At 65.1% G+C, this 19,738-nt stretch carries 23 protein-coding genes; 15 read left to right on the forward strand and 8 right to left on the reverse strand.

The genetic code is table 11. The annotated features are described in order from the left end of the window. Window positions 1–74 precede the first annotated feature (74 nt). The 12 genes from ACOKS3_RS21090 (at window position 75) to ACOKS3_RS21145 (ending at window position 11,264) form a co-directional block, all read left to right on the forward strand. Window positions 75–722 carry a hypothetical protein gene (locus ACOKS3_RS21090; RefSeq protein WP_003116820.1) on the forward strand — a complete coding sequence of 216 codons (648 nt, stop codon included), beginning with the start codon at window positions 75–77 and terminating at the stop codon, window positions 720–722. A 64-nt stretch (window positions 723–786) separates the two neighbouring features. Then, window positions 787–1,896, forward strand: a complete 1,110-nt coding sequence (locus tag ACOKS3_RS21095; RefSeq protein ID WP_003116819.1) for a DUF6094 domain-containing protein — start codon at window positions 787–789, stop codon at window positions 1,894–1,896. Window positions 1,897–1,946: 50 nt separating this feature from the next. Then, on the forward strand, window positions 1,947–2,267 hold the full coding sequence (locus ACOKS3_RS21100) for a hypothetical protein (protein WP_003116818.1): 321 nt from the start codon (window positions 1,947–1,949) through the stop codon (window positions 2,265–2,267). Window positions 2,268–2,356: 89 nt separating this feature from the next. After that, a complete protein-coding gene (locus ACOKS3_RS21105) occupies window positions 2,357–2,662 on the forward strand; it encodes a hypothetical protein (RefSeq protein ID WP_003116817.1) in 306 nt (101 codons plus the stop codon). Between the two features lie 136 nt (window positions 2,663–2,798). Beyond that, window positions 2,799–5,078 (forward strand): helicase-related protein, encoded by a 2,280-nt coding sequence (locus ACOKS3_RS21110; protein WP_004350563.1) that lies wholly within the window; start codon window positions 2,799–2,801, stop codon window positions 5,076–5,078. 138 nt (window positions 5,079–5,216) lie between these two features. Further along, entirely contained in the window at window positions 5,217–5,816 is a 600-nt protein-coding gene (gene pilL2 / locus ACOKS3_RS21115) for a PFGI-1 class ICE element type IV pilus protein PilL2 (RefSeq protein WP_003098890.1), read from the forward strand. Beyond that, entirely contained in the window at window positions 5,813–6,457 is a 645-nt protein-coding gene (locus ACOKS3_RS21120; protein ID WP_003098888.1) for a hypothetical protein, read from the forward strand. Before pilL2 ends, ACOKS3_RS21120 begins: the two co-directional genes overlap by 4 nt. Window positions 6,458–6,469: 12 nt before the next feature. Continuing rightward, window positions 6,470–7,207, forward strand: a complete 738-nt coding sequence (locus ACOKS3_RS21125) for a TIGR03759 family integrating conjugative element protein (RefSeq protein ID WP_003098886.1) — start codon at window positions 6,470–6,472, stop codon at window positions 7,205–7,207. Next, window positions 7,189–7,779: a transglycosylase SLT domain-containing protein gene (locus ACOKS3_RS21130; protein WP_003109780.1), complete on the forward strand. Its 591-nt coding sequence runs from the start codon at window positions 7,189–7,191 to the stop codon at window positions 7,777–7,779. The genes ACOKS3_RS21125 and ACOKS3_RS21130 overlap by 19 nt, the downstream gene beginning before the upstream one ends. Then, entirely contained in the window at window positions 7,776–8,324 is a 549-nt protein-coding gene (locus tag ACOKS3_RS21135; RefSeq protein ID WP_003109779.1) for an integrating conjugative element protein, read from the forward strand. Before ACOKS3_RS21130 ends, ACOKS3_RS21135 begins: the two co-directional genes overlap by 4 nt. 4 nt (window positions 8,325–8,328) lie before the next feature. Continuing rightward, window positions 8,329–10,518 carry a type IV conjugative transfer system coupling protein TraD gene (gene traD, locus ACOKS3_RS21140; protein WP_004350569.1) on the forward strand — a complete coding sequence of 730 codons (2,190 nt, stop codon included), beginning with the start codon at window positions 8,329–8,331 and terminating at the stop codon, window positions 10,516–10,518. Continuing rightward, window positions 10,515–11,264, forward strand: a complete 750-nt coding sequence (locus ACOKS3_RS21145) for a TIGR03747 family integrating conjugative element membrane protein (RefSeq protein WP_003153644.1) — start codon at window positions 10,515–10,517, stop codon at window positions 11,262–11,264. Before traD ends, ACOKS3_RS21145 begins: the two co-directional genes overlap by 4 nt. A 40-nt stretch (window positions 11,265–11,304) precedes the next feature. Here ACOKS3_RS21145 and ACOKS3_RS21150 read toward each other — a convergent pair whose 3' ends face one another. The 8 genes from ACOKS3_RS21150 to ACOKS3_RS21185 are packed head-to-tail and all read right to left on the reverse strand — an operon-like array spanning window position 11,305 to window position 18,543. Beyond that, the gene (locus tag ACOKS3_RS21150; RefSeq protein WP_003153642.1) at window positions 11,305–13,929 is read right to left on the reverse strand and encodes an AAA family ATPase; all 2,625 of its coding nucleotides are present in this window, start codon (window positions 13,927–13,929) and stop codon (window positions 11,305–11,307) included. Window positions 13,930–13,938: 9 nt separating this feature from the next. Beyond that, a complete protein-coding gene (gene nucC, locus ACOKS3_RS21155; RefSeq protein ID WP_003050273.1) occupies window positions 13,939–14,664 on the reverse strand; it encodes a CBASS effector endonuclease NucC in 726 nt (241 codons plus the stop codon). A gap of 38 nt (window positions 14,665–14,702) precedes the next feature. After that, window positions 14,703–15,605, reverse strand: coding sequence for a CBASS oligonucleotide cyclase (locus ACOKS3_RS21160; protein WP_003153640.1), 903 nt, complete (start codon window positions 15,603–15,605; stop codon window positions 14,703–14,705). Beyond that, the gene (cap7, locus tag ACOKS3_RS21165) at window positions 15,605–16,105 is read right to left on the reverse strand and encodes a type III CBASS phage resistance system CD-NTase-associated protein Cap7 (protein WP_003090159.1); all 501 of its coding nucleotides are present in this window, start codon (window positions 16,103–16,105) and stop codon (window positions 15,605–15,607) included. Before cap7 ends, ACOKS3_RS21160 begins: the two co-directional genes overlap by 1 nt. Then, a complete protein-coding gene (cap8, locus tag ACOKS3_RS21170) occupies window positions 16,102–16,572 on the reverse strand; it encodes a type III CBASS phage resistance system CD-NTase-associated protein Cap8 (protein WP_003153638.1) in 471 nt (156 codons plus the stop codon). The genes cap7 and cap8 overlap by 4 nt, the downstream gene beginning before the upstream one ends. Next, a complete protein-coding gene (gene cap6, locus ACOKS3_RS21175) occupies window positions 16,569–17,483 on the reverse strand; it encodes a CBASS system CD-NTase-associated protein Cap6 (protein WP_003050256.1) in 915 nt (304 codons plus the stop codon). Before cap6 ends, cap8 begins: the two co-directional genes overlap by 4 nt. A 17-nt stretch (window positions 17,484–17,500) precedes the next feature. Next, the gene (locus ACOKS3_RS21180; RefSeq protein ID WP_003153636.1) at window positions 17,501–18,076 is read right to left on the reverse strand and encodes a PIN domain-containing protein; all 576 of its coding nucleotides are present in this window, start codon (window positions 18,074–18,076) and stop codon (window positions 17,501–17,503) included. Further along, on the reverse strand, window positions 18,073–18,543 hold the full coding sequence (locus ACOKS3_RS21185; protein ID WP_003050245.1) for a helix-turn-helix domain-containing protein: 471 nt from the start codon (window positions 18,541–18,543) through the stop codon (window positions 18,073–18,075). The genes ACOKS3_RS21180 and ACOKS3_RS21185 overlap by 4 nt, the downstream gene beginning before the upstream one ends. A 203-nt stretch (window positions 18,544–18,746) precedes the next feature. Between ACOKS3_RS21185 and ACOKS3_RS21190 the strand changes: the two genes are divergently transcribed. Genes ACOKS3_RS21190 through ACOKS3_RS21200 form a run of 3 tightly spaced genes read left to right on the forward strand, consistent with a single transcriptional unit; the run spans window position 18,747 to window position 19,736 of the window. Further along, window positions 18,747–19,130, forward strand: coding sequence for an integrative conjugative element protein, RAQPRD family (locus ACOKS3_RS21190; RefSeq protein WP_003090167.1), 384 nt, complete (start codon window positions 18,747–18,749; stop codon window positions 19,128–19,130). Further along, entirely contained in the window at window positions 19,127–19,360 is a 234-nt protein-coding gene (locus ACOKS3_RS21195; RefSeq protein ID WP_003050225.1) for a TIGR03758 family integrating conjugative element protein, read from the forward strand. Before ACOKS3_RS21190 ends, ACOKS3_RS21195 begins: the two co-directional genes overlap by 4 nt. A 16-nt stretch (window positions 19,361–19,376) precedes the next feature. Then, window positions 19,377–19,736 (forward strand): TIGR03745 family integrating conjugative element membrane protein, encoded by a 360-nt coding sequence (locus tag ACOKS3_RS21200; protein WP_003153634.1) that lies wholly within the window; start codon window positions 19,377–19,379, stop codon window positions 19,734–19,736. The last annotated feature ends 2 nt before the right edge of the window (window positions 19,737–19,738 follow it).

Consider the following 19,738-nt stretch of genomic DNA (forward strand, 5'->3'; position numbering starts at 1 on the left):
GGTTTTCTTCCACCCCCTGGGGCAGTACTTGCCCCAGCGGGCGGTGCTGTTCCCGTTCATCCGAGGACACCACCATGCCCGCAAACACTTCTTCCACGCTGTACCGCATCGACGAATGCCCGGACGTGATGGCCGACGCCTGCGTCGGCGATGACCAGGGCAACCTGATCTTCCTGTCCATCTGGGCGCGGGACACCGCCGTCCAGCAGTTCCTCGCTCGCCTGACCCTCGGGCGCGACGAGCAGGGACTGGACCAGTTCCACGTCATCACCGACCAGGGCGGCAGCGTCCCGGTATTCATCGGCAACGTCGATCGCCTGGAAAAGCGCATCACGCGCGCGTACCGGCGGACGCTGTTCGGCTCGCTGTCCAACGTGTGGCTGTTCGACCGGCGCTGCGTCAAGCCCGACAAGGCCAACGCCAGCGCATTGGCACTGCTGCCACGCGACAGCGCCCACAGGCTTGACCGCCTGTGGATGCTGGTGCGGGACACCTGCCCGTTGCCGCTGCTCGATCACTGGCGCGAGACCGTGCTGGAACTGCTGCAAACCCGCGAGATGCTGGCCCGCCTTCCGTTCGCCCTCGGGCCGCTGGAAGGCCATCGGCTCGCCATCGACGTGCCGGCGCTGACCCTGGCGCTCGGCTCCCTGATCCGCAGCGACGCGCTCACCGCCTATCCGTATCCGGCCAAGATTTGGACGCCGGAAGCGGTAGCGGCTTGACCCACCCTCGGAGGCACGCCTTGGCGTACTTCCGTGTTTCATCCCCGCCAACCAGGAGACTTCCATGGCCCTCATGTTCCCGCGGCTCGCCCGCAATTTCGTCAAGAACGGATATTTCCCGACCGACGAACCCACGCTCGAAAGAGCGCTCAACGCACTGATGCCCAGCGACGGGCCGATGTGCATCCTCGATCCCTGCGCCGGCGAAGGCGTGGCGATCGCCGAAGCCGCCCATGCCCTCGGGCGCGAGCAGGCAAAGGCGTTCGCCGTCGAGTTCGACGCGGAGCGGGCGCGCCATGCCCGCGGCCTGGTCGATCACTGCCTGCACGCGGACCTGATGGACACGATGGTCTCCAAGCAGTCCTTCGGGCTGCTCTGGCTCAACCCGCCGTATGGGGACCTGTCCAAGGACGTCAACGGCAACATCGGCTATCAGGGCCAGGGCCGTGCCCGCCTTGAAAAGCTGTTCTACCAGCGCACGCTCTCGCTGCTGCAATACGGCGGCGTGCTGGTTTTCATCGTCCCCGGCTACGTGCTCGACGCGGAGTTGGTCGGCTGGCTGACGCGCCACTACACGGACCTGCGCATCTACCGAGCGGTGGAGACGCAGTTCAAGCAGGTGGTGATCTTCGGACGCCGGGTGCGCCAGCGCGAGCAGGTGCCCGATGGCGTCAAGGCCGTGCGCAATCTGCTGTTGCAGGTAGGGCAAGGCGAAGTCGAAGCCGAGGAACTGCCGAGCGAGTGGCCGTTCCTGCCGTACATCGTCCCCGCCAGCCCGGCCGAGCCAGAGCATTTCTTCCGCGTGACGATGGAGCCCGAGCAGTTCGCCGATGAGGTTGGCAGGCTGCAAGGCTTGTGGCCATCGCAGGACACGCACCTGGGGGCTGCGCAGCAATCGCTGCGTCCACCGGCGCGGGCCTTGTCCCGCTGGCATCTCGCCCTGGCTCTGGCCGCGGGTGCGATCTCGGGGGTTGTGCGCTCCAAGACCGGGCGCGTGCTCGTCGTCAAAGGTGACACCCACAAGGACAAGACGCTCCAGCGGGAGTTCACCGAACGCGAAGACGGCTCCATCGCCGAGACCCGCATCCTCACCGACAAGTTCGTTCCCGTCATCCGCGCGTGGGACATGACACCTGGCTCCGCGACACGGGGCGAGGTGTTGACCATTCGCTGATCCACCGGACGCGCTGCCGTCCTGCTGTACCAACTCGAAGGAGAAACACCATGATCCCCAATCCGTTCAAGCGGCCTGCGCCGCACAAGCAACCGTTGTTCGCACCGAGTACGTTGAAGTTGAGCGAGAAGGTGCATTGGCTGGCCCGGCGAGGCCTGATCGACCCCTTGGCCTATGTCCAGCGCCATGTGCGCGGGGACTGGGGCGAGATCGATGAGGCCACACGCCAAGCCAACGACGTGGCGATCCAACAGGACAACCTAATGATCTCGCAGTTCAGGATCACGCCGGACCTGGCGCTGATCGTCAAGACCAGCGAGGACCACCAGACCACGGTGGTCCAGCTTCCCGAAGAGCGGGACCTGATCTGAGGCCCCACATCGTCATCCTCATCCACCTGACGGAGCCACTTCACTCCGGCAGGGGTGTCGTGGCTCAATGACTCATCAAGGAGGAGCCCATGGCATCGCATCGCATCGAAACCTACTGCCAGCGGCTGGCGTTCCCCATCGGGGCGCTCATCTTCAGCAGAGGTGTAGACCGCCTGGTCCGCGCGGGTCGCCTGGACCCGATCCCGTACTTCAGGCGCCACACCCGTGGCGACTGGGGCGACGTCAACATCCAGCAATGGCAGACGAACAGCAGCGCGCTTCAATCGGGCGCGTCGCTGGAATCGCACTACGTGATCCATCCGGGGCTCGCCATTCGCATCGTCACCGATTCGCAGCGCTGCGCAACCGTCATCGTGCTTCCGTCCGAAGACTGAGCACGGTTCACCTGCGGGCCGCCCAGGCCAGCACCTTCAACCACCCTCAGCCACGCGTCGATTCTCTTCCCACCACGGGGCATGCCATTGCCCCGCTGGGGGTGGTGCATGCCCCATTTTTCTTTGGAGCATCACCATGTCCCTCGATCTCGAAACCACTGCCGCTGAATCCGCGCCCGTACAGGGCGAACTGCTCGACGCGGAATCTTCCCCTCTGACCCTGAGCCTTCAGGATTTTGTCGGCGAGTTCGGCGACGAACTACTCGACGCCCTCAACAGCGCTAATCCGCCGGTCTATACCGGCCAACCGCAGGCGCACCGGCAACTGGTGGTCGCCAGCCTCAAGCGCAAGCTGTTCCCAGCCCAGGCCGAAGTCGTCCACGCCGCCGCCGAGCTGCTGATCGACCGTGGCGAACGTGCTGCGATCGTCAATGGCGAGATGGGCTGCGGCAAGACGACCGTCGGCATTGCCACGGCCGCCGTGCTCAACGCCGAAGGCTATCGCCGCACTCTGGTGCTGTCGCCGCCCCACCTGGTTTACAAGTGGCGGCGCGAGATCCAGGAGACGGTGGCCGGTGCCAAGGTGTGGGTACTCAACGGGCCGGATACGCTCGTCAAGCTCATCAAGCTGCGCGAGCAGTTGGGCGTGCAGCCCACGGGCCAGGAGTTCTTCGTCCTGGGGCGCGTCAGGATGCGGATGGGCTTTCACTGGAAGCCTGTCTTCACCACGCGGCGCACCCGCCACGGCGACGTGGCGGCCTGCCCGGACTGCGGCACGGTCATCACCGACCTCGACGGCGAGCCGGTCAACCCGATCGCGCTCCAAGCCGAGGAGTGCCGCAGGAAGTGCGGCCACTGCGCCGCGCCCCTGTGGACACTGATCCGCCCGCGCAGTCTGTCCGGCAGCGACCAGTCCTCGGCCGTGCTCAAAGCCTTAAAGCGCATACCGACCATCGGAGAGGTCACCGCGCAGAAGCTGATGCAAAAGTTCGGTGACGGGTTCCTGGCGTCGATGCTCGGCGACAACATCCATGAGTTCATCAACCTCATGGATGGCAACGGCGAGCTGGTGTTTTCCGACCGTCAGGCCACGCGCATGGAACGTGCGATGGCCAACATGGAGTTCGGCTTTGGCGAGGGCGGCTATCAGCCGTCCGAGTTCATCAAACGCTACCTGCCGCAAGGCACGTTCGACCTGCTCATCGCCGATGAGGCACATGAGTACAAGAACGGGGGCAGTGCCCAGGGCCAGGCCATGGGCGTGCTGGCGGCGAAGGCTCGCAAGACCTTGCTGCTGACCGGCACGTTGATGGGCGGCTACGGGGACGACCTGTTCCACCTGCTGTTCCGAGCCCTTCCGGGGCGGATGATCGAAGACGGCTACCGCCCGACCACGAGCGGCAGCATGACCTCGGCTGCGATGGCGTTCATGCGCGATCACGGGGTGTTGAAGGACATCTACTCCGAGAGCACCGGCACGGCGCACAAGACGGCCAAGGGCACCAAGGTATCGGTGCGCACGGTCAAGGCCCCGGGGTTTGGCCCCAAGGGCGTGCTGCGCTGCATCCTGCCGTTCACGATCTTTCTCAAGCTCAAGGACATCGGTGGCAACGTCCTGCCGCCGTATGACGAGGAGTTCCGTGAAGTCGCGATGGACACGGCGCAAGCCGCGGCCTACCGCGATCTGGCGGGTCGGCTGACCGCGGAGCTGAAACAGGCTCTGGCGCGACGCGATACGACCTTGCTGGGTGTGGTCCTCAACGTGCTGCTGGCCTGGCCGGATTGCTGCTTCCGGTCGGAGACCGTGGTGCATCCGCGCACGCGCAACACCTTGGCGTTTGTCCCGGCTCAGTTCAACGAGTTCGAGATCAGCCCCAAGGAGCGTGAGCTGATCGACATCTGCAAAGAGGAGAAGGCGCAGGGCCGCAAGGTCCTGGCCTACACGGTCTATACCGGCACGCGCGACACCACGTCGCGCCTGAAGGTGTTGCTGGAGCAGGAAGGCTTCAAGGTGGCGGTGCTGCGCGCGAGCGTGGATGCCAGCCGCCGCGAAGACTGGATCGCCGAGCAACTGGACCGTGGCATCGACGTGCTCATCACCAACCCCGAGTTGGTCAAGACGGGGCTGGACCTGTTGGAGTTCCCGACGATCGTGTTCATGCAGTCGGGCTACAACGTGTACTCGCTCCAGCAGGCGGCACGCCGCTCCTGGCGCATCGGGCAGAAGCAGCCCGTGCGTGTGATCTACCTCGGCTACGCCGGTTCCTCGCAGATGACCTGCCTGGAGCTGATGGCCAAGAAGATCATGGTCTCGCAGTCCACCTCGGGCGACGTGCCCGAATCCGGGCTCGATGTCCTGAACCAGGACGGTGATTCCGTCGAGGTCGCACTGGCCCGGCAGCTTGTCGCCGCATGACACGTTCCACTTACGGCCCTTCGGGGCCGTTTTTTTTGCCGCTCCCGGTAAATCGGACGCTGCCTGGTTCGCATTGTTTGCTGCCGCTCGCGGCCTGAGCGGCGATGGTGAGGGCTGGATGTTTCAGGACGCCGAGCTATGTGCCCCTCTCCACCGTGGTTTCACTATCCCGAACGCCGCCTTCTGGCGGGATTTCTCGGCCTGCTGTGGTCGGTGCTGGCCGGTGGCTGCGCGACGACGACTGCGCCGGTCGCGCCCGACACCATCGCGGAAGTCTTGGCCGCGCCTGAACCCGAGGCTTCCGAGTACATCCCGGTCGTGCGCTACGCCCGCTACACACTGGTCGAACTGGCACCCATGGCGGCGCAGCGCGACCTGTTGTTGCAGACCATCGACGTGTCCATGCCCGAGGATGCCCGCGCCACGGTCGGGGATGGGCTTCGGCACGTGCTCAAACGCAGCGGCTATGGCCTGTGCCAGACCGCGCATGCCGTGATCGAGCTGTACGCGCTGCCGTTGCCGGCGGTACACCTGCACCTCGGCCCCATGACCTTGCGCGATGCGCTGCTCACGCTGGCTGGCCCGGCCTGGGAACTGCACGCGGATGACCGCGCACGGCAAATCTGCTTCGAGCGGCCCGGCGATCGCGCGGTCGCCGAGTCCCCATCCGAGCCACCCGCCACCGAGGCGGTGCAGACGTTCCCGCTGGCACCCATGGTTTCGGGAGGCCAGCCATGAACGCCCCGCAACCTGCCCAGCGATCGACCGCCGCCGTGGTGGTGCAGAGCCTGATGTGGCTCTGGTTGATCTTCCTCAGCGTCTTGGCGGCCCTGGGCTACCAGGCCCTCAGCGACCAGGCCGACCAGGAGCGGCTGGATTCCCGCCTGCAACGCCTGGAAGCGCAGGCAACTGGCTTGGCCGAGACGATCGAGGCCATCCAGCAGCGCCCGGCCGTCGCGACGGACGCTGACCTCAAAGACACCCGCCAGATTCTGGAAGCACGCGCGGCCCAGGTCGAGAAATCTCTCAGTGGCTACGCAGCGGCCGACGACCTCCAGGCGCTGCGCGCGGAGGTCGAGCAGATCAAGGCGCGCCAAGCCGCCGCGCGTGCCACCGCACCCGCCCAGCGGCGCGCATCGCGCACGTCCGCCGCCTCCAAGACCGAGCTGCCGCCGCTGCCATTCCGCGTCGTCGGCGCCGAACTGCGCGCCGGCCAGCGCAGCGTGTCCGTCGCGCCGAGCATCGGGGACTTCACGCCCGCCCAACTTCAGGTGCTGCTGCCCGGGGATGCGGTCGGCCCGTGGCGCCTGCAGGCGATCGAGGGCAACACCGCAGTGTTCCAGGCCGGCAACCAGACCCGCCGCGTGGCGATTCCCTGACCGGAGCACCCCATGAAGCCGTCGATCCTCCTTTTCGCGGTCCTGGTGGCGTCGTCGCAATGGCCCGCCTGGGCGCAGCAGCCCGCAACGACCTCGGCGCGCAACGCACAGAGCCAGGAGCGCCCGCTGGCCGCCCGCGTGCTGGACGACCGGGTGGCAACCGAATGGGGCTTGCAGCCACAAGAATGGGCACGCTACCGCGAGCTGATGGATGGGCCGCTGGGTATCTACTCGCCCAACCTGGACCCGCTGTCCGCCCTGGGCATCGAAGCTCGCACGGACGAAGAACGGCGCCGCTATGCGGAACTGCAGGTGCAGGTGGAAGCGCGCCGCGTCGAGAAGCTGCTCGCCTACCAGCGCGCCTACGACGAGGCCTGGCAGCGCCTGAATCCGGGGATGCAGCGCGTGAACCTGCCCGACGACAAGCCGGGCGCCGGCCCATCCAGCAGTCCCTTGCGCGGCAGCGGCCGCATGGCGGTGTTCGTCAAGGACGGCTGCGCAGCCTGCGGACAGCTCGTGCAGCGCCTGCAATCCTCGGGCGCGGAGTTCGACCTGTACATGGTGGGCAGCCGCCAGGATGACGCGCGCATCCGCGACTGGGCCAAGCGCGCGCAGATCGACCCGGCGCGCGTGCGCGCCGGCAGCATCACGCTCAACCACGACGGCGGCCGCTGGCTGTCACTGGGCCTGCCCGGCGATCTGCCCGCCGCCGTGCGCGAAGTGAACGGCCAATGGCAGCGCCAGCCGTAGCCATGCCCCTGCGCGCACTGGTGCTCACTGCCGGCCTGTATGCCGTTGCCGCCCTGGCCCAGGAGGTTCCGCCACCGGCTTACCAGCTTGCCGCCCAGCGCGCAGGCATCCCCTCGACCGTGCTCTACGCCGTGGCCTTGCAGGAGAGCGGCATCCGGCGCAACGGGCGCCTGGTGCCGTGGCCGTGGTCCCTCAACGTCGCCGGCCAGTCGCGCCGCTTCGCCACGCGCGCCGACGCCTGCGCTGGCCTGCAGCAGGCGATGCGCGCCACGCCGCACACGCGCATTGATGCGGGCCTGGGCCAGATCAACCTCGGCTACCACAAGCACCGCTTTACCGGCGCGTGCGACCTGCTGGATCCGTATCGCAACCTGGCCGTTGCCGCCGAGATCCTGAAGGAGCAGCACACCCCCGGCGAGGACTGGCTGCTGGCGATCGGCCGCTACCACCGCCCCGCAGGCGGCGAGCCCGCCGCCCGCTATCGGCGCAGCGTGTCGCGCCACCTTGCCCGCGTGCAGGGCACGCGACCAGCCGCCGCGGTCCTCGCGGCGCGCCAGGAGACCTCCCCATGACGAAACCCCATCCCGCCCATCTCGCGTTCACGGGCCTACTCATGCTGCTGTCAGGCCTGCCGCTGGCCTCGCGTGCCGGCGAGCCACTGATCGTTGTCGAGGACCGTGGCGGCACGTCGGCATTGCCGTACTACGAAGCCCTGAATCTCCAGCCGCGCGCCAACGCACCGGCGCGGCCGTCCATCCCGACGCCCCAGGTTCCTGCCACACGGGCGGACGAAGCCGCGATGCTGCCGGTGCGCAGCGCCAAGCTCACGCCCGGCACCGTCGCGCGACGGGTGATCGAAGCGCCCGGCCTGCGGCCGTTCGTGGTCATCGGCGACGACGAGGCTTCCCGGGCCTGGTTGCAGCGCCGCGCCGCCGCTTTGCGCGAACGTGGCGCGGTCGGCCTGGTCGTCAACGTCGAGACCGCGCAGGGCCTGGCGCGGCTGCGCGCCCTGGTGCCGGGCGTGCCGCTCGCGCCCGTGGCCGGCGACGACCTGGCCGATCGCCTGGGCCTGCGGCACTACCCGGCGCTGATCACGGCCACCGGCATCGAGCAATGAAGCCATGTCGGGCAAACAGCCGGTCGAGGTTCTGCTACGCCCAGCGGTGGAGCTATACACCGTCGCGGCGTGTGCAGGCGCCGCGTTTCTGTGCCTGGTGGCCCCATGGTCGCTCGCGCTGAGCCCGGCCATGGGCATCGGCAGCGCCTTGGCGTTCGGCGCCTACGGCGCGATCCGCTACCGCGATGCCCGCATCATCCTGCGCTACCGGCGCAACATCCGCCGTCTGCCGCGTTACGTGATGACCAGCAAGGACGTGCCGGTCAGCCAGCAGCGCCTATTCGTGGGGCGCGGCTTTCTCTGGGAGCAGAAGCACACGCATCGGCTGATGCAGACGTACCGGCCCGAGTTCCGCCGCTACGTCGAGCCGACGCCGGCCTACCGGCTGACCAGGCGCCTGGAGGAACGGCTGGAGTTCGCGCCATTGCCGCTCTCGCGCCTGCCGAAGCTCACCGGCTGGGACGCGCCTTTCAACCCCGTGCGCCCGTTGCCGCCTGTCGGCGGCCTGCCAAGGCTGCACGGCATCGAGCCCGACGAAGTGGACGTCAGCCTGCCGCTGGGCGAGCGCGTCGGGCACTCGCTGGTGCTGGGCACCACGCGGGTGGGCAAGACGCGCCTGGCCGAGTTGTTCGTCACGCAGGACATCCGTCGCAGGAATGCTGCCGGCGAGCATGAGGTCGTCATCGTCATCGACCCCAAGGGGGATGCCGATCTCTTGAAACGGATGTACGTCGAAGCCCAGCGCGCTGGCCGCGAAGGCGAGTTCTACATCTTCCACTTGGGCTGGCCGGAAATCAGCGCCCGCTACAACGCCGTGGGCCGCTTCGGTCGGATCTCGGAAGTGGCGACACGCATCGCGGGGCAGCTCTCCGGCGAAGGCAACAGCGCGGCGTTCCGCGAGTTCGCATGGCGCTTCGTGAACATCATCGCCCGCGCCCTGGTGGAACTGGGGCAGCGCCCGGACTACATGCTGATCCAGCGCCACGTCATCAACATCGACGCGCTGTTCATTGAGTACGCCCAGCACTACTTTGCCAAGACGGAGCCCAAGGCCTGGGAGGTGATCGTCCAGATCGAGGCCAAGCTCAACGAGAAGAACATCCCAAGGAACATGATCGGGCGCGAGAAGCGTGTGGTGGCGCTGGAGCAATACCTCTCCCAGGCGCGCAACTACGACCCTGTGCTCGATGGCCTGCGCTCGGCGGTGCGCTACGACAAGACCTACTTCGACAAGATCGTTGCATCGCTGCTGCCGCTGCTGGAAAAGCTCACGAGCGGCAAGATCGCCCAGCTCCTGGCGCCGAACTACTCCGACCTGGCCGACCCGCGCCCGATCTTCGACTGGATGCAGGTGATCAGGAAGCGCGCCGTCGTCTATGTCGGCTTGGACGCGCTGTCCGATGCGGAGGTCGCCGCAGCGGTCGGCAACTCGATGTTCAGCGATCTCGTCTCGGTGGCTGGGCACATCTACAAGCACGGAATCGACGATGGCCTGCCGGGCGCATCGGCTGGTGCGCGCGTGCCGATCAACGTGCATGCGGACGAGTTCAATGAATTGATGGGTGACGAGTTCATTCCGCTCATCAACAAGGGCGGTGGCGCGGGCCTGCAAGTCACCGCCTACACGCAAACGCTTTCGGACATCGAGGCCCGCATCGGCAACCGCGCGAAGGCCGGCCAAGTGATCGGGAATTTCAACAATTTATTCATGTTGCGCGTGCGCGAGACGGCCACCGCGGAACTGCTGACGAGGCAGTTGCCGAAGGTCGAGGTCTATACGACCACCATCGTCTCGGGCGCGACGGACAGCTCAGACATCCGCGGCGCGACGGACTTCACGTCGAACACCCAGGACCGCATCAGCATGGCCAGCGTGCCGATGATCGAGCCGTCACACGTCGTCGGTCTGCCCAAGGGCCAATGCTTCGCGCTGCTGCAGGGCGGCCAGCTTTGGAAGGTGCGCATGCCGCTTCCGGCGCCAGACCCCGATGAAGTGATGCCGACGGACTTGCAGCAACTGGCCGGGTATATGCGCCAGAGCTACAGCGAGGCCACGCAGTGGTGGGAGTTCACCAGTTCCGCAGCCTTGCCGCATGCAGCCTTGCCCGACGACCTGCTGGATGACGCCGCTCCAGCCGAGCCTGACGCGGTGGCCACCGGCGCCGACGACAGCACCGGCGAGGCCGCACCATGAAGGATGCCGCCTCGACCGCGCAGCGGGAGCAGAACCAGCGCCAGGGGCTGATCGTCGGCACCATCACCTTGCCGTTCCGGCTGCTCGGGGTGCTCATCGGCTCGCTGCTGTTCTCGATCGTGGTGGAGTGCGTCGGCATGCACCTGTTCTGGAAGGACCAGGGCTGGCGCCACTCCCAGCAGATGCTGCAGTACGAACTCGGGCACCTGTCCAACCACTTCACGCGCAGCGTGGTGGTGCAGGAGCCCGGGCGCACGGCGCACGAGCTGGTGGATACCGGGTACGAGTGGGTGTTCGTGCGCTCGGGGTTGCTGGAGCGCATGAGCCAGACCGCCGAGCGCGCCCGCGCGGCCAGCCACGGGCAGAGCCGCAACTTCCGCTACTACATCAGCCAAGTCTATGTCTGGGCCGAAAGCTACCTGATCGCTGCGGCCTTCACGACGCTCACCTTCCTGGTGCGCCTGCTGGTCCTGGTACTCACGCTGCCGCTGATCCTCACTGCAGCATTCGTCGGCCTGATCGACGGCCTGGTGCGACGGGATGTGCGCCGGTTCGGCGCGGGCCGCGAATCCGGCTTCATCTACCACCGCGCGAAGGCCAGCCTGATGCCGTTGGCCGTGCTGCCTTGGGTCACCTATCTCGCACTGCCCATAGCGGTGCATCCTCTGGTCATCCTGCTGCCCAGCGCGGCGTTGCTGGGGATGGCAGTCAGCCTGACCGCAGGCAGCTTCAAGAAGTACTTATGAGGTGACACGGGCGGCACTGCTCTGCAAAGCCGTGTGCCGTTCATCGGTTCTGCAGGGTATCAAGAGCAGCATCCAACGCCGTAACCGCCTCGACGACCGTTCTTACCGTCGCCCGATCGAACTCATGATCGCGCTGAGCGTCGTGCACACCGCTATTGAGGTAACCCCATTCAATACTCGTACCGCTGACATTGAGCAGCCTGACCAACGCCCCTACGGCATCCGGCGCACCCGCATGTTGCGCCGCGATACGCTCGACGGCCGACCGCAACTTGGTGCATTTATTGTTCAGCTCCCAAGGCGCGCGGGGCCCGCTCAGCTTGATGTCGATCCGGCCGTCCGCCCGCCGACCCAGCCACGTCCACAGGCGGTCCGTCAGACTCTCCAGCGCCGGCCGGGCCTGGCGCAGTGCCTCGCGTTTCTCGTCAGCCGCCAACGCCTGCTGGGCCAGAAGAACATAGTTCTTCGCTGGCGGGTCGCTGTCGACCCGCAGTTCGTGCTCTCCCTGATGCGGGAGAAACTTGTAGCGCTTGATGGCCGCGGCGCGGCGCACGCCCAACTCCTGCTGGATGCGGTGCAGGAACTCCTCTGCGTGCGAGGTGAGGATAACCTGCTTGCCGTGGAGCAAACCGTCCTCGAAGAAGGTACGCCAGATGCCATCGCGATGGTCGTCGTCTATCGCATTGACGACGTCATCGAAGATGACCACGGGGCAGCCCTGCGCGAGGTTCTTGGCAAGCAGAATCGCCAGACCCAAGCATTTGATGTGCCCTTCGCTGAAGACGATCAACGCGTCGTAGCGCACGCCCGGCTCGCCGGCGAACTCCACCTCGATCTTGCCGTTCTCGGCCACGGGCAACCACAGCGCGTGCAGCAGATCGCCGGGCGGATCGGCCCGGTTGAATGCGTTGTAGAGATGGCGGGCTTGGTCTCCCAGCCCCTGTAGCAGAACCCCCGGCAGAGCGGTCAGGTATGCCTGAATCTCGGGTAGGAAGCCGTCGTAGGCGGCCTTGACCCGCTGATGGTGCACCACCACCGGCATTTCGTCCGTGGCCGCCTGGATCAGGCCGCGGTTCGCGTCGTCGAATTGGGCCACGGTTTGGCGGGCGGCCGCCAGCTCCTGATCCGCAGTCGTGCGCATGGTCCGCAGCCGTTCGATCTCCAGCTGATGCTGTTGCAGGCGGTCCCGCTCCTGGGCCATCGCGCCGCGCTGGGCATGCACGTCGCGCGCCTGCGCGTCGAAGCCTTCGATGATCTGTGCGATCCGTAAGAGGGCTTGCCAGGCGCGCTGGTCCCCATTCACCCAGCCGCCGAGCCAATTGCCCGCCGACGTGGGAGGCAGCAGTGGCAGGCCCGCGGCCTGCGATTCGGCAGGACAAGCGACCCCAGCCGCCGCCACCACGCGGCGCATTTCGTCCCACAGCGCTCGGACCGCCTCGCTCAACTGCGTCCGATGCCCGGCCTCTTGCTGCTGCAGGACGGCCAGTTGCGCGAGCTGCTCCAGGCCCATTCGCGCCCTGGCGAACGGGTCCTGTGCCACAGCGGCCAGTCCGGTTCCACATGCCGGACACGCGGTCGCCCCGTCCGCCAACGCTTGCACGGCCTCGTAGAGCTTCGCGTACGACACCTCGCCCGCGCGGGCCGCGAGTTGCGCGGAAGACGCTTGCCACAGTCCCTGGACGCGGTAGGCCTCTGCCAGCAACGCTTGCAGGCGGGCCTGGGTCACCTCGTGAATGGCAGGCGGGTTGGCGTCCAGCTGAGCCTGGACATACGGTAGCCGTCCTTGCTGCTGCGGCGTACCCAGCAGCCAGTCCACGCAGGCTTGATAGGTCGCGCCAGGTGACATGCGCTGCGCCAAAGCTTGTTCCAGGCCCTCGACCGCTGCGATCTTCTGCGGGTAGGCGGCGATGGTCTGTTCGGAGTTCGCCAACCGCAGGCGACGCTGCGCCAGCTGCGCCGCCTGCACGCCGGCAAGCATCAGGTCCTGATCGAGCGAGGGGTTGAAGCCGCGCACGAACTCGCTGAACTGGTCCACGCCGAACAGGGTGGCGATGAGCTGGCGCTGATCGCTCGGGGTCCGCGCGGCGATTCGGGCGAAATCGTCGAGGCGGTTCTTCTCGATGAAGCAGAAGCGATACTCAGCTTCGTCGGGCTGGACGGCCTGCGCTTCGCCCGCCGCCGTAGACGACAGGACTGGCGCGACGTGGCGGCGCAGGCGAGCGTTGTTGCAGTACGTCCGCTGGTCGACCCGCTTGGCCTGCGCTTCGCTGATCGAACCGAGCATCGCCACTTCCAAGGCTTCGCAGAAGCTGCTCTTGCCGGTGCCGTTGGCACCGTAGACCAAGGTGATGTCATGGCTGAGGTCGAACGTCTCCTGCCGCATGAATCCTCGAAACGGCCCGACTTCGAGCTGGTGCAGTCGCCCGAGCGCCGGCCCGTTTTCGGGGCCGCGCGCGTCCCCGTCGTAGGCGACAGGCATCTGCGCCAGATGCGCGATGGCCAGCGGCGCCAAGCGCGTGGAGCGCCCCCGGCGTGCAGCACCGACCTCGGCCAGTGGCTGCAGGTGATCGAGCACCAGGTGCGCCAGCCGGCGCACGTCGTCGTGCACGTGCCGCTGCGCCAAGTGCGCCAGGAACCGGTGGTACTCCGAACGTATGCTTGCCACAGCGCCCCCTCACTTGGTCAACCACTGACCGTAAGCCTCCACATCGATCATGGGGACCGTTCCACTGAACTGAAGCTGCGCGATCAGCTTGAAAAGAAACGCGGTCGCCGGCTTGTTTTCGTTGGTGTAGCTGTACGCGCCGCTGGCTTGGTCATAGAAAAAGTGCCCGTGGGCGGCAACGCATCCGATGTCCAGACGCCCCTCGGTGAGGTTTGCGTTCAGCGCCTTGTCCATGGATGGACCCAATGCAGGACTCCATTCGCTCTCGAAGGTGAGCAAGCCACCCAGAATCGGAATCAACGGCTTCGCTGGGTAGGTCCCGCCAGCGTGCGGGATCGGCAGGCTCGTGCGGTGCAGCCTGCGCACACTGGCGACCTTCTCCTGGGCATAGGCCACAAGCCCCGCGTCAGCCGTCTGCTTGGCCTCGAAAACGGCGTACACGCTTTCGGCTGGAATGATCGTCTCGTTCTCGTAGGTGAAGATAAAAGGCGAATATTGCCGATCAAACACCACCACATCGATCTGCTGGCTGAAGTTCCCCAGGCTGTCCACCACATGCGCCTTGGCCGCCTGGTACCGTTTGGGCAGATAGGTATCCAGCATGTCGATCCAGACGTTCTCGCTCGCATCCCCCTTCGTACCCGGGTGACCGAAGGTCTTGCGTACTACGGACAAGCGCTGCTGGATGTCCTCATGCAGGGACGACAGGAGCTGGGAAAGCGACCACTGGGACATGCTGTACCTCGATGGGACGTGTATGGAAGCCGATGGAATCAGGACAGTGGGAACTTGGGGCCAAACAGTGCGCGCCAGGCGCGAAGCGCTTCGATATTGCGACCACGACGCGCGTGGTCGATGGCGATGCTTGCGTCTTGGCTCGCCTGGAACAGCAGCTGCTGCGCGCGCTGCTTGCGCGCGGCATCCATATCGTTGCTGATCGCCGGGCCAAGTCCGGCGGGATCCGGCCACTCGTCATGAACTCGATCGGCAAGCGTGGCAAAGAACGACTGGATCTCGCGATCGAACGATCCTCCCCAGCCGCCGTAAAGACACTCAAGGGCCATTACCTCGATCAGGAACGAGGGCTTCACCGGCTTCAGATCGCCGTGCTTGGGATTGTTGTTCCAGTACTTCACCATGCGCACGAGACCTTTCCACTCATTGCCATAGGCTTGGTGCGCTGCGGTCGCCTTGTCCTTATGGATCTCCGGGTCCGTCTTGATCCACTTTCCGGACGCCGTATCGGGGATCTCATACTGGTCGCCGGTATCGAATGCGGGCACCGCATCCACGCTGACCACCCGGTAGTCCGTGTTGTCCTCCGCGTCGATGTGAACACCGAAATCCACGTTGATCGAGCGCGCCTGTTTGCGCACGGCCGCCGAACCGTATTTCTCCACCAATGCAGAGTGGAAATCATCCAGCACTACCGATGCGGCCTTGCCGTGGTAATGCTTCTCCGAGTCCTTCAGCACGAAGAAGATGTCGATATCCTTGAGCGGCTTCGTCTTCGTGTATCGAGCATAGGAACCGGTCAGGAAGCTGCGCGCAATGCCGAACTTGGTCTGCAGGTAGTCCCGCACTTCGTTCTGGCGTTGCGAGGCATTCTTCTGTTCGCGTTCGTTGAGTTCCAGACGCGACTTGAACTTGCGAAAAGCTTCATCGATCGACAGCATCAGCGTTGCCTCCAATATCCGGCCTGACCCGCCAGGCCGCTGTGTTCGACAGTCGAGCCTAGGCTCTGCTTGACCATTCCATCCGTCGAGCGATAACTTCCTTTGCTCCATCCCTCCACATCAGGTCGCCCTGGCTTTGTATCGAGCATTAACTTGTACTTGGCCTGCGATGGCAGCAGCCCAGCTTTCTTGATCGCGTACTTCAACTGCTCGGTATCTGTCCAGAAGCTGCCGTCGCCATCGGACCACCCATACACGATGTCGATATCCCATCGGGTCACGAGCTTGTCGGTTGCCGGGTTGTAGATCTCCAGAATCACCTTGCGCAGATCACCGGTCCCGAGCCACGTCTTGATGGCTCGGGTATTGCTCTCCCAGCGATCCGCAAAGTGCTCAGGGTCCAGCCCACTGAGCAGGATGATGTCTTTCAAGCTCTTGAGGATGTTGTCGGTCACATAGGTAACCGAGTGCGTGTACGAGTAGGTGGCGACGGTGCTCATGACTTGAGGAAACCTCCGAGGTCGAGCGACAGCGCTTGCCCAGCATCGGCCTGCGCCTGCGTGGCAATTCCTTGGCTCAAGTCCCGTGCAATGATGCGAGAACTGTGCTTTTTGAGCGCGCTTTGCACCCAGCCGAGCTGCTCCTTCGGACACGGCAGCGAGACTCCCCAGTCTCCCTTCAACGGCTCGAACCCCAAGACTTCTTCGTTGGCATCATCACCATAGATCGCGTCTTCGTCGAAGAGGCAGTAGATCCTGGTCCGTGGTCCATCGCATGTCGCAACGATGGGCGCGCTCTTGGGTGCCTGGTCGGCGATCAAGCTGGCGGCCACGCCCGTCACGGCCCTGAGTTCAGAGCGAGCCGTGCCGTCCTTGCCCTGAGTGAGCAGTTCGACAATGGCATCCCATGTCTGCAACGCATCGCGGTGCGGCGAGCTGCGAAACGTCCGGCTGACAACGGTGGTCATTTTTGCTTCCCTCCTTGAAGGCGCATTTGCTTTGCCTGTCGTATCGCACTGCGCAAGTGCTCTACGGAAAGCTTGTTCGGATCGATAGCCACTTGCGGGTCGGCCGCGAGGGCGTTGGCTACGACCTTGCGAATGGCCCGACCATCCAATCCGACGCACTCGCCAGCGCACGCGTCGAACTGGTGAGCCGAGGAAAGCTTGCCAATCCCCGGAAATGTCTTTGCCAGGCCATTCAGGCAGTCCACTAGGATCTGCTTGCAGGCATCCTTGCCGGGCAGTGGCACCTCCATCACCATGTCGCAACGAGATAGGAAGGCACTGTCGACGGCCTGTGGGAAGTTGCTGGTGGCCACGAACAGCAGATGCGGGTTGCGTTCGGCCAACATGTCCAACTGCACCAACACCGCGTCGGTGGCCCGGTGCACATCAACCGGGTTGGCTTCCAGGCTGAGCTTCGCTCGATCAGCCGCAAGCGTTTCGACCTCGTCCAGAAGGACGATCGTCGGGCCCGCCGCTGCGGATTCTGCGATCGATTGCGAGAACAGGTCTGCCACGGCGCGTTGAGTCTTTCCCATTGCAGAGCTCGTCAGCGTGTGAGGCTCCACTTCCAGCAATCGAAACTTCGCAGAAGAAAAAGATTCGGCCACACGATGCGCCAAGCCCCGTGCCAAGGAGGTCTTCCCAGTCCCCGGCGGGCCGACCAACAAGATCACGCCGTGCAGGGGGAGTACCGTGCGCTCCACCTTGGGGCGCACCGTGAAGTTGACGATCGCTTGTGACAGCAACTGTTTTTTGATGGCTTCGTCCATCACGATCGAATCCCACAAGTCACCCAGCGACTTATCCGGCAGCTTCCAGCTTCGATGGATGCCTTTCGGCAAAGTGGCGTCTGATGAAGGATTCTTGGTCATCCGTGGCTCTCGGCGGGTCAGAGAATGGTGCGATAGGTCGCCAGCACCTTGGTCGTTTGCACAAGGCCTTGGCGCAGCAGGATTTCGAGATAGCGGTCCACATCGATCGGCGGATGCTTGAGTTGGGCACGCTGGCGCTGCGCAGCCGACACTACGGCGGCCGCATCCAGATCCAGCAGGTTGTCCACAAACTCATCGGGGTGCTGCGATTCGATGCCGTACGGAGCCAGCAGATCGTTCGGGAAATCACGTTCGTTGAACGTCACAATCACGCTCGCACCGCAGCGAATCGCCGCAGCCAGGACGTGCCGATCGTTCGGATCGGGTAATGTCAGGCCTGCCACGAGCGCTTCGTAGCCCTCCACCAAGCCGTCCGGAATGGCCCTGTCCATGAGATCCGACGTCCTGTCGACCTGAACCCGGGTGAGATCGGGGCGGTTGATCAACAGATTGCGTTTCCACTCCTCATGAATGGCTTGGCTCCACCGCGCCCGGAAGCGGCCAGACAGGCCGAGCCACATCAGGAAATCCCGCAGTGGCGCGGGATATAGAACGCACGCGTCGTAGACGGCGGTGAATGGGGAATGCCTCATTCGTATCCCATTCCCAACTCTTGCGACTGCTGAGCGAGTTCGGCCATCGCCTGCTCACTGGCGCGCTCGCGCGCTTCCTTGTACTGCATCAGATCGGCGAACCTCACCCTGCGGTGCTTGCCGGTGCGATGAAATGCCAACACCCCATCTTCTAGCAGCTTGACGAAATGGGGACGGGACACGTTGAGCAAGTCCGCCGCCTCTTGGGTCGTCAGCTCTGCATGGACGGGCACCACCTTTACTGCATTGCCATCGGCCAACTCGGCCAGGATGTCGACCAGCAGGCGTAAAGCCGAGGTAGGCAGTTCCACCTGATGAGCCTGTTTGTGGTCATCAAAGATCTGGATGTGCTGCGTCTCGAACTGGGTTGCGAGGTAAGCCGCCAAGGCACGTTGACCCTGGACGGCTGCCTTAACCTCTCCCGCGGCGGGAAGGGTCATCTTGGATTGGGCAGTGGCGGTGGTCATGGGTAGCTCCTAAGCGAAAACGGTTGCAGAGCCGATCATATTCGAAACACTCGAAAAACGCAATAATCGAAACTCCACCCGGGCTTTTGTAGGTTCGCTCGCGGTATGCCCAATCCGGTCGTCCGCCAGTTCCTATTGTTTGCGGCCTAAAACAGCCCTGATCTCCACGATCACCCCATTGCTGATCACACAGGAATGGCGCGATGGTGGCTTCGATCTGGCTGCGCGCCGCGCATCGCGGCGTGCCCACTTTTCTCGTGACGGCCCTCCTGCTGGGTCAGTCCCAGATGGCCTTGGCCGAGTCTCCGGCACAGCGCCAGGAGCTGGTCGCCGCACTGCGCCAGCTCGACGCGCTGGAGCGCACCGTCGCGGACAGCGCCGCGCATGCCCCCATCCAGCCGGGCGAGCGCTACCACTTCGACTACCCGCGGCTGCTGGCTGACCTGGCGCGCGTTCGCGCCGGCATCCAGTTTCACCTGACGCCATCGCGCGCTCAGCCGCGCGACCCCTCCGAACTGGCCGGCGACTACCGCACCGAGCGGGCGGCCGAGCCGCTGCCGGCGACGACTGCGGGGGGCAAGCAATGAACGGCGCCCAGGTCTCGGCATTTCAAGCCAACAGCGGCATCGCGCCTTCCGCAATGGCGACCGTCCTGGTCGGCGTCGTGTTCGCGGTCCTGCTCGTGTGGGGCGTCTGGGCCATCCGAACGGCCTACGTGGGGTGGTCCGAGAGCCGCCTCAACCAGCGCCAGTTCCTCGGCGTCTGCATCCGCTTCGTCGCGATGTACCTCGTCCTGAGTTTCTTCCTTCTGTCCTGACCTGAAAGGCCCGACCATGCACAACCGCATCCTCACTTCCCGTCTCGCCCAGCGCGCCGCCATGGCCCTGGGCGCCGCCGCGCTGCCCGCGCTGTCGTTCGCGCAAGGCCTGCCGCAGTTGGAGAACCCGACCCGCGGCACCGGCAACGGCATCATGGAAACGATCAGGAACTACGGCTACGACATCATCATGCTCGTAGCCCTCCTGGTCGTGGCGTCGATGTTCATCGGCGTCTGCTACCACGCCTACGGCACCTACGCGGAAATCCACACCGGCCGCAAGACCTGGGGCCAGTTTGGCCTCACCGTCGCGATCGGTGCCGTGCTGCTCGTGATCGGCATCTGGCTGCTCACCGAAGCCACCGGCATCCTGTAAGG

It is taken from the genome of Pseudomonas sp. HS6-2 (genome assembly GCF_049325675.2).
Taxonomy (GTDB): domain Bacteria; phylum Pseudomonadota; class Gammaproteobacteria; order Pseudomonadales; family Pseudomonadaceae; genus Aquipseudomonas; species Aquipseudomonas putida_N.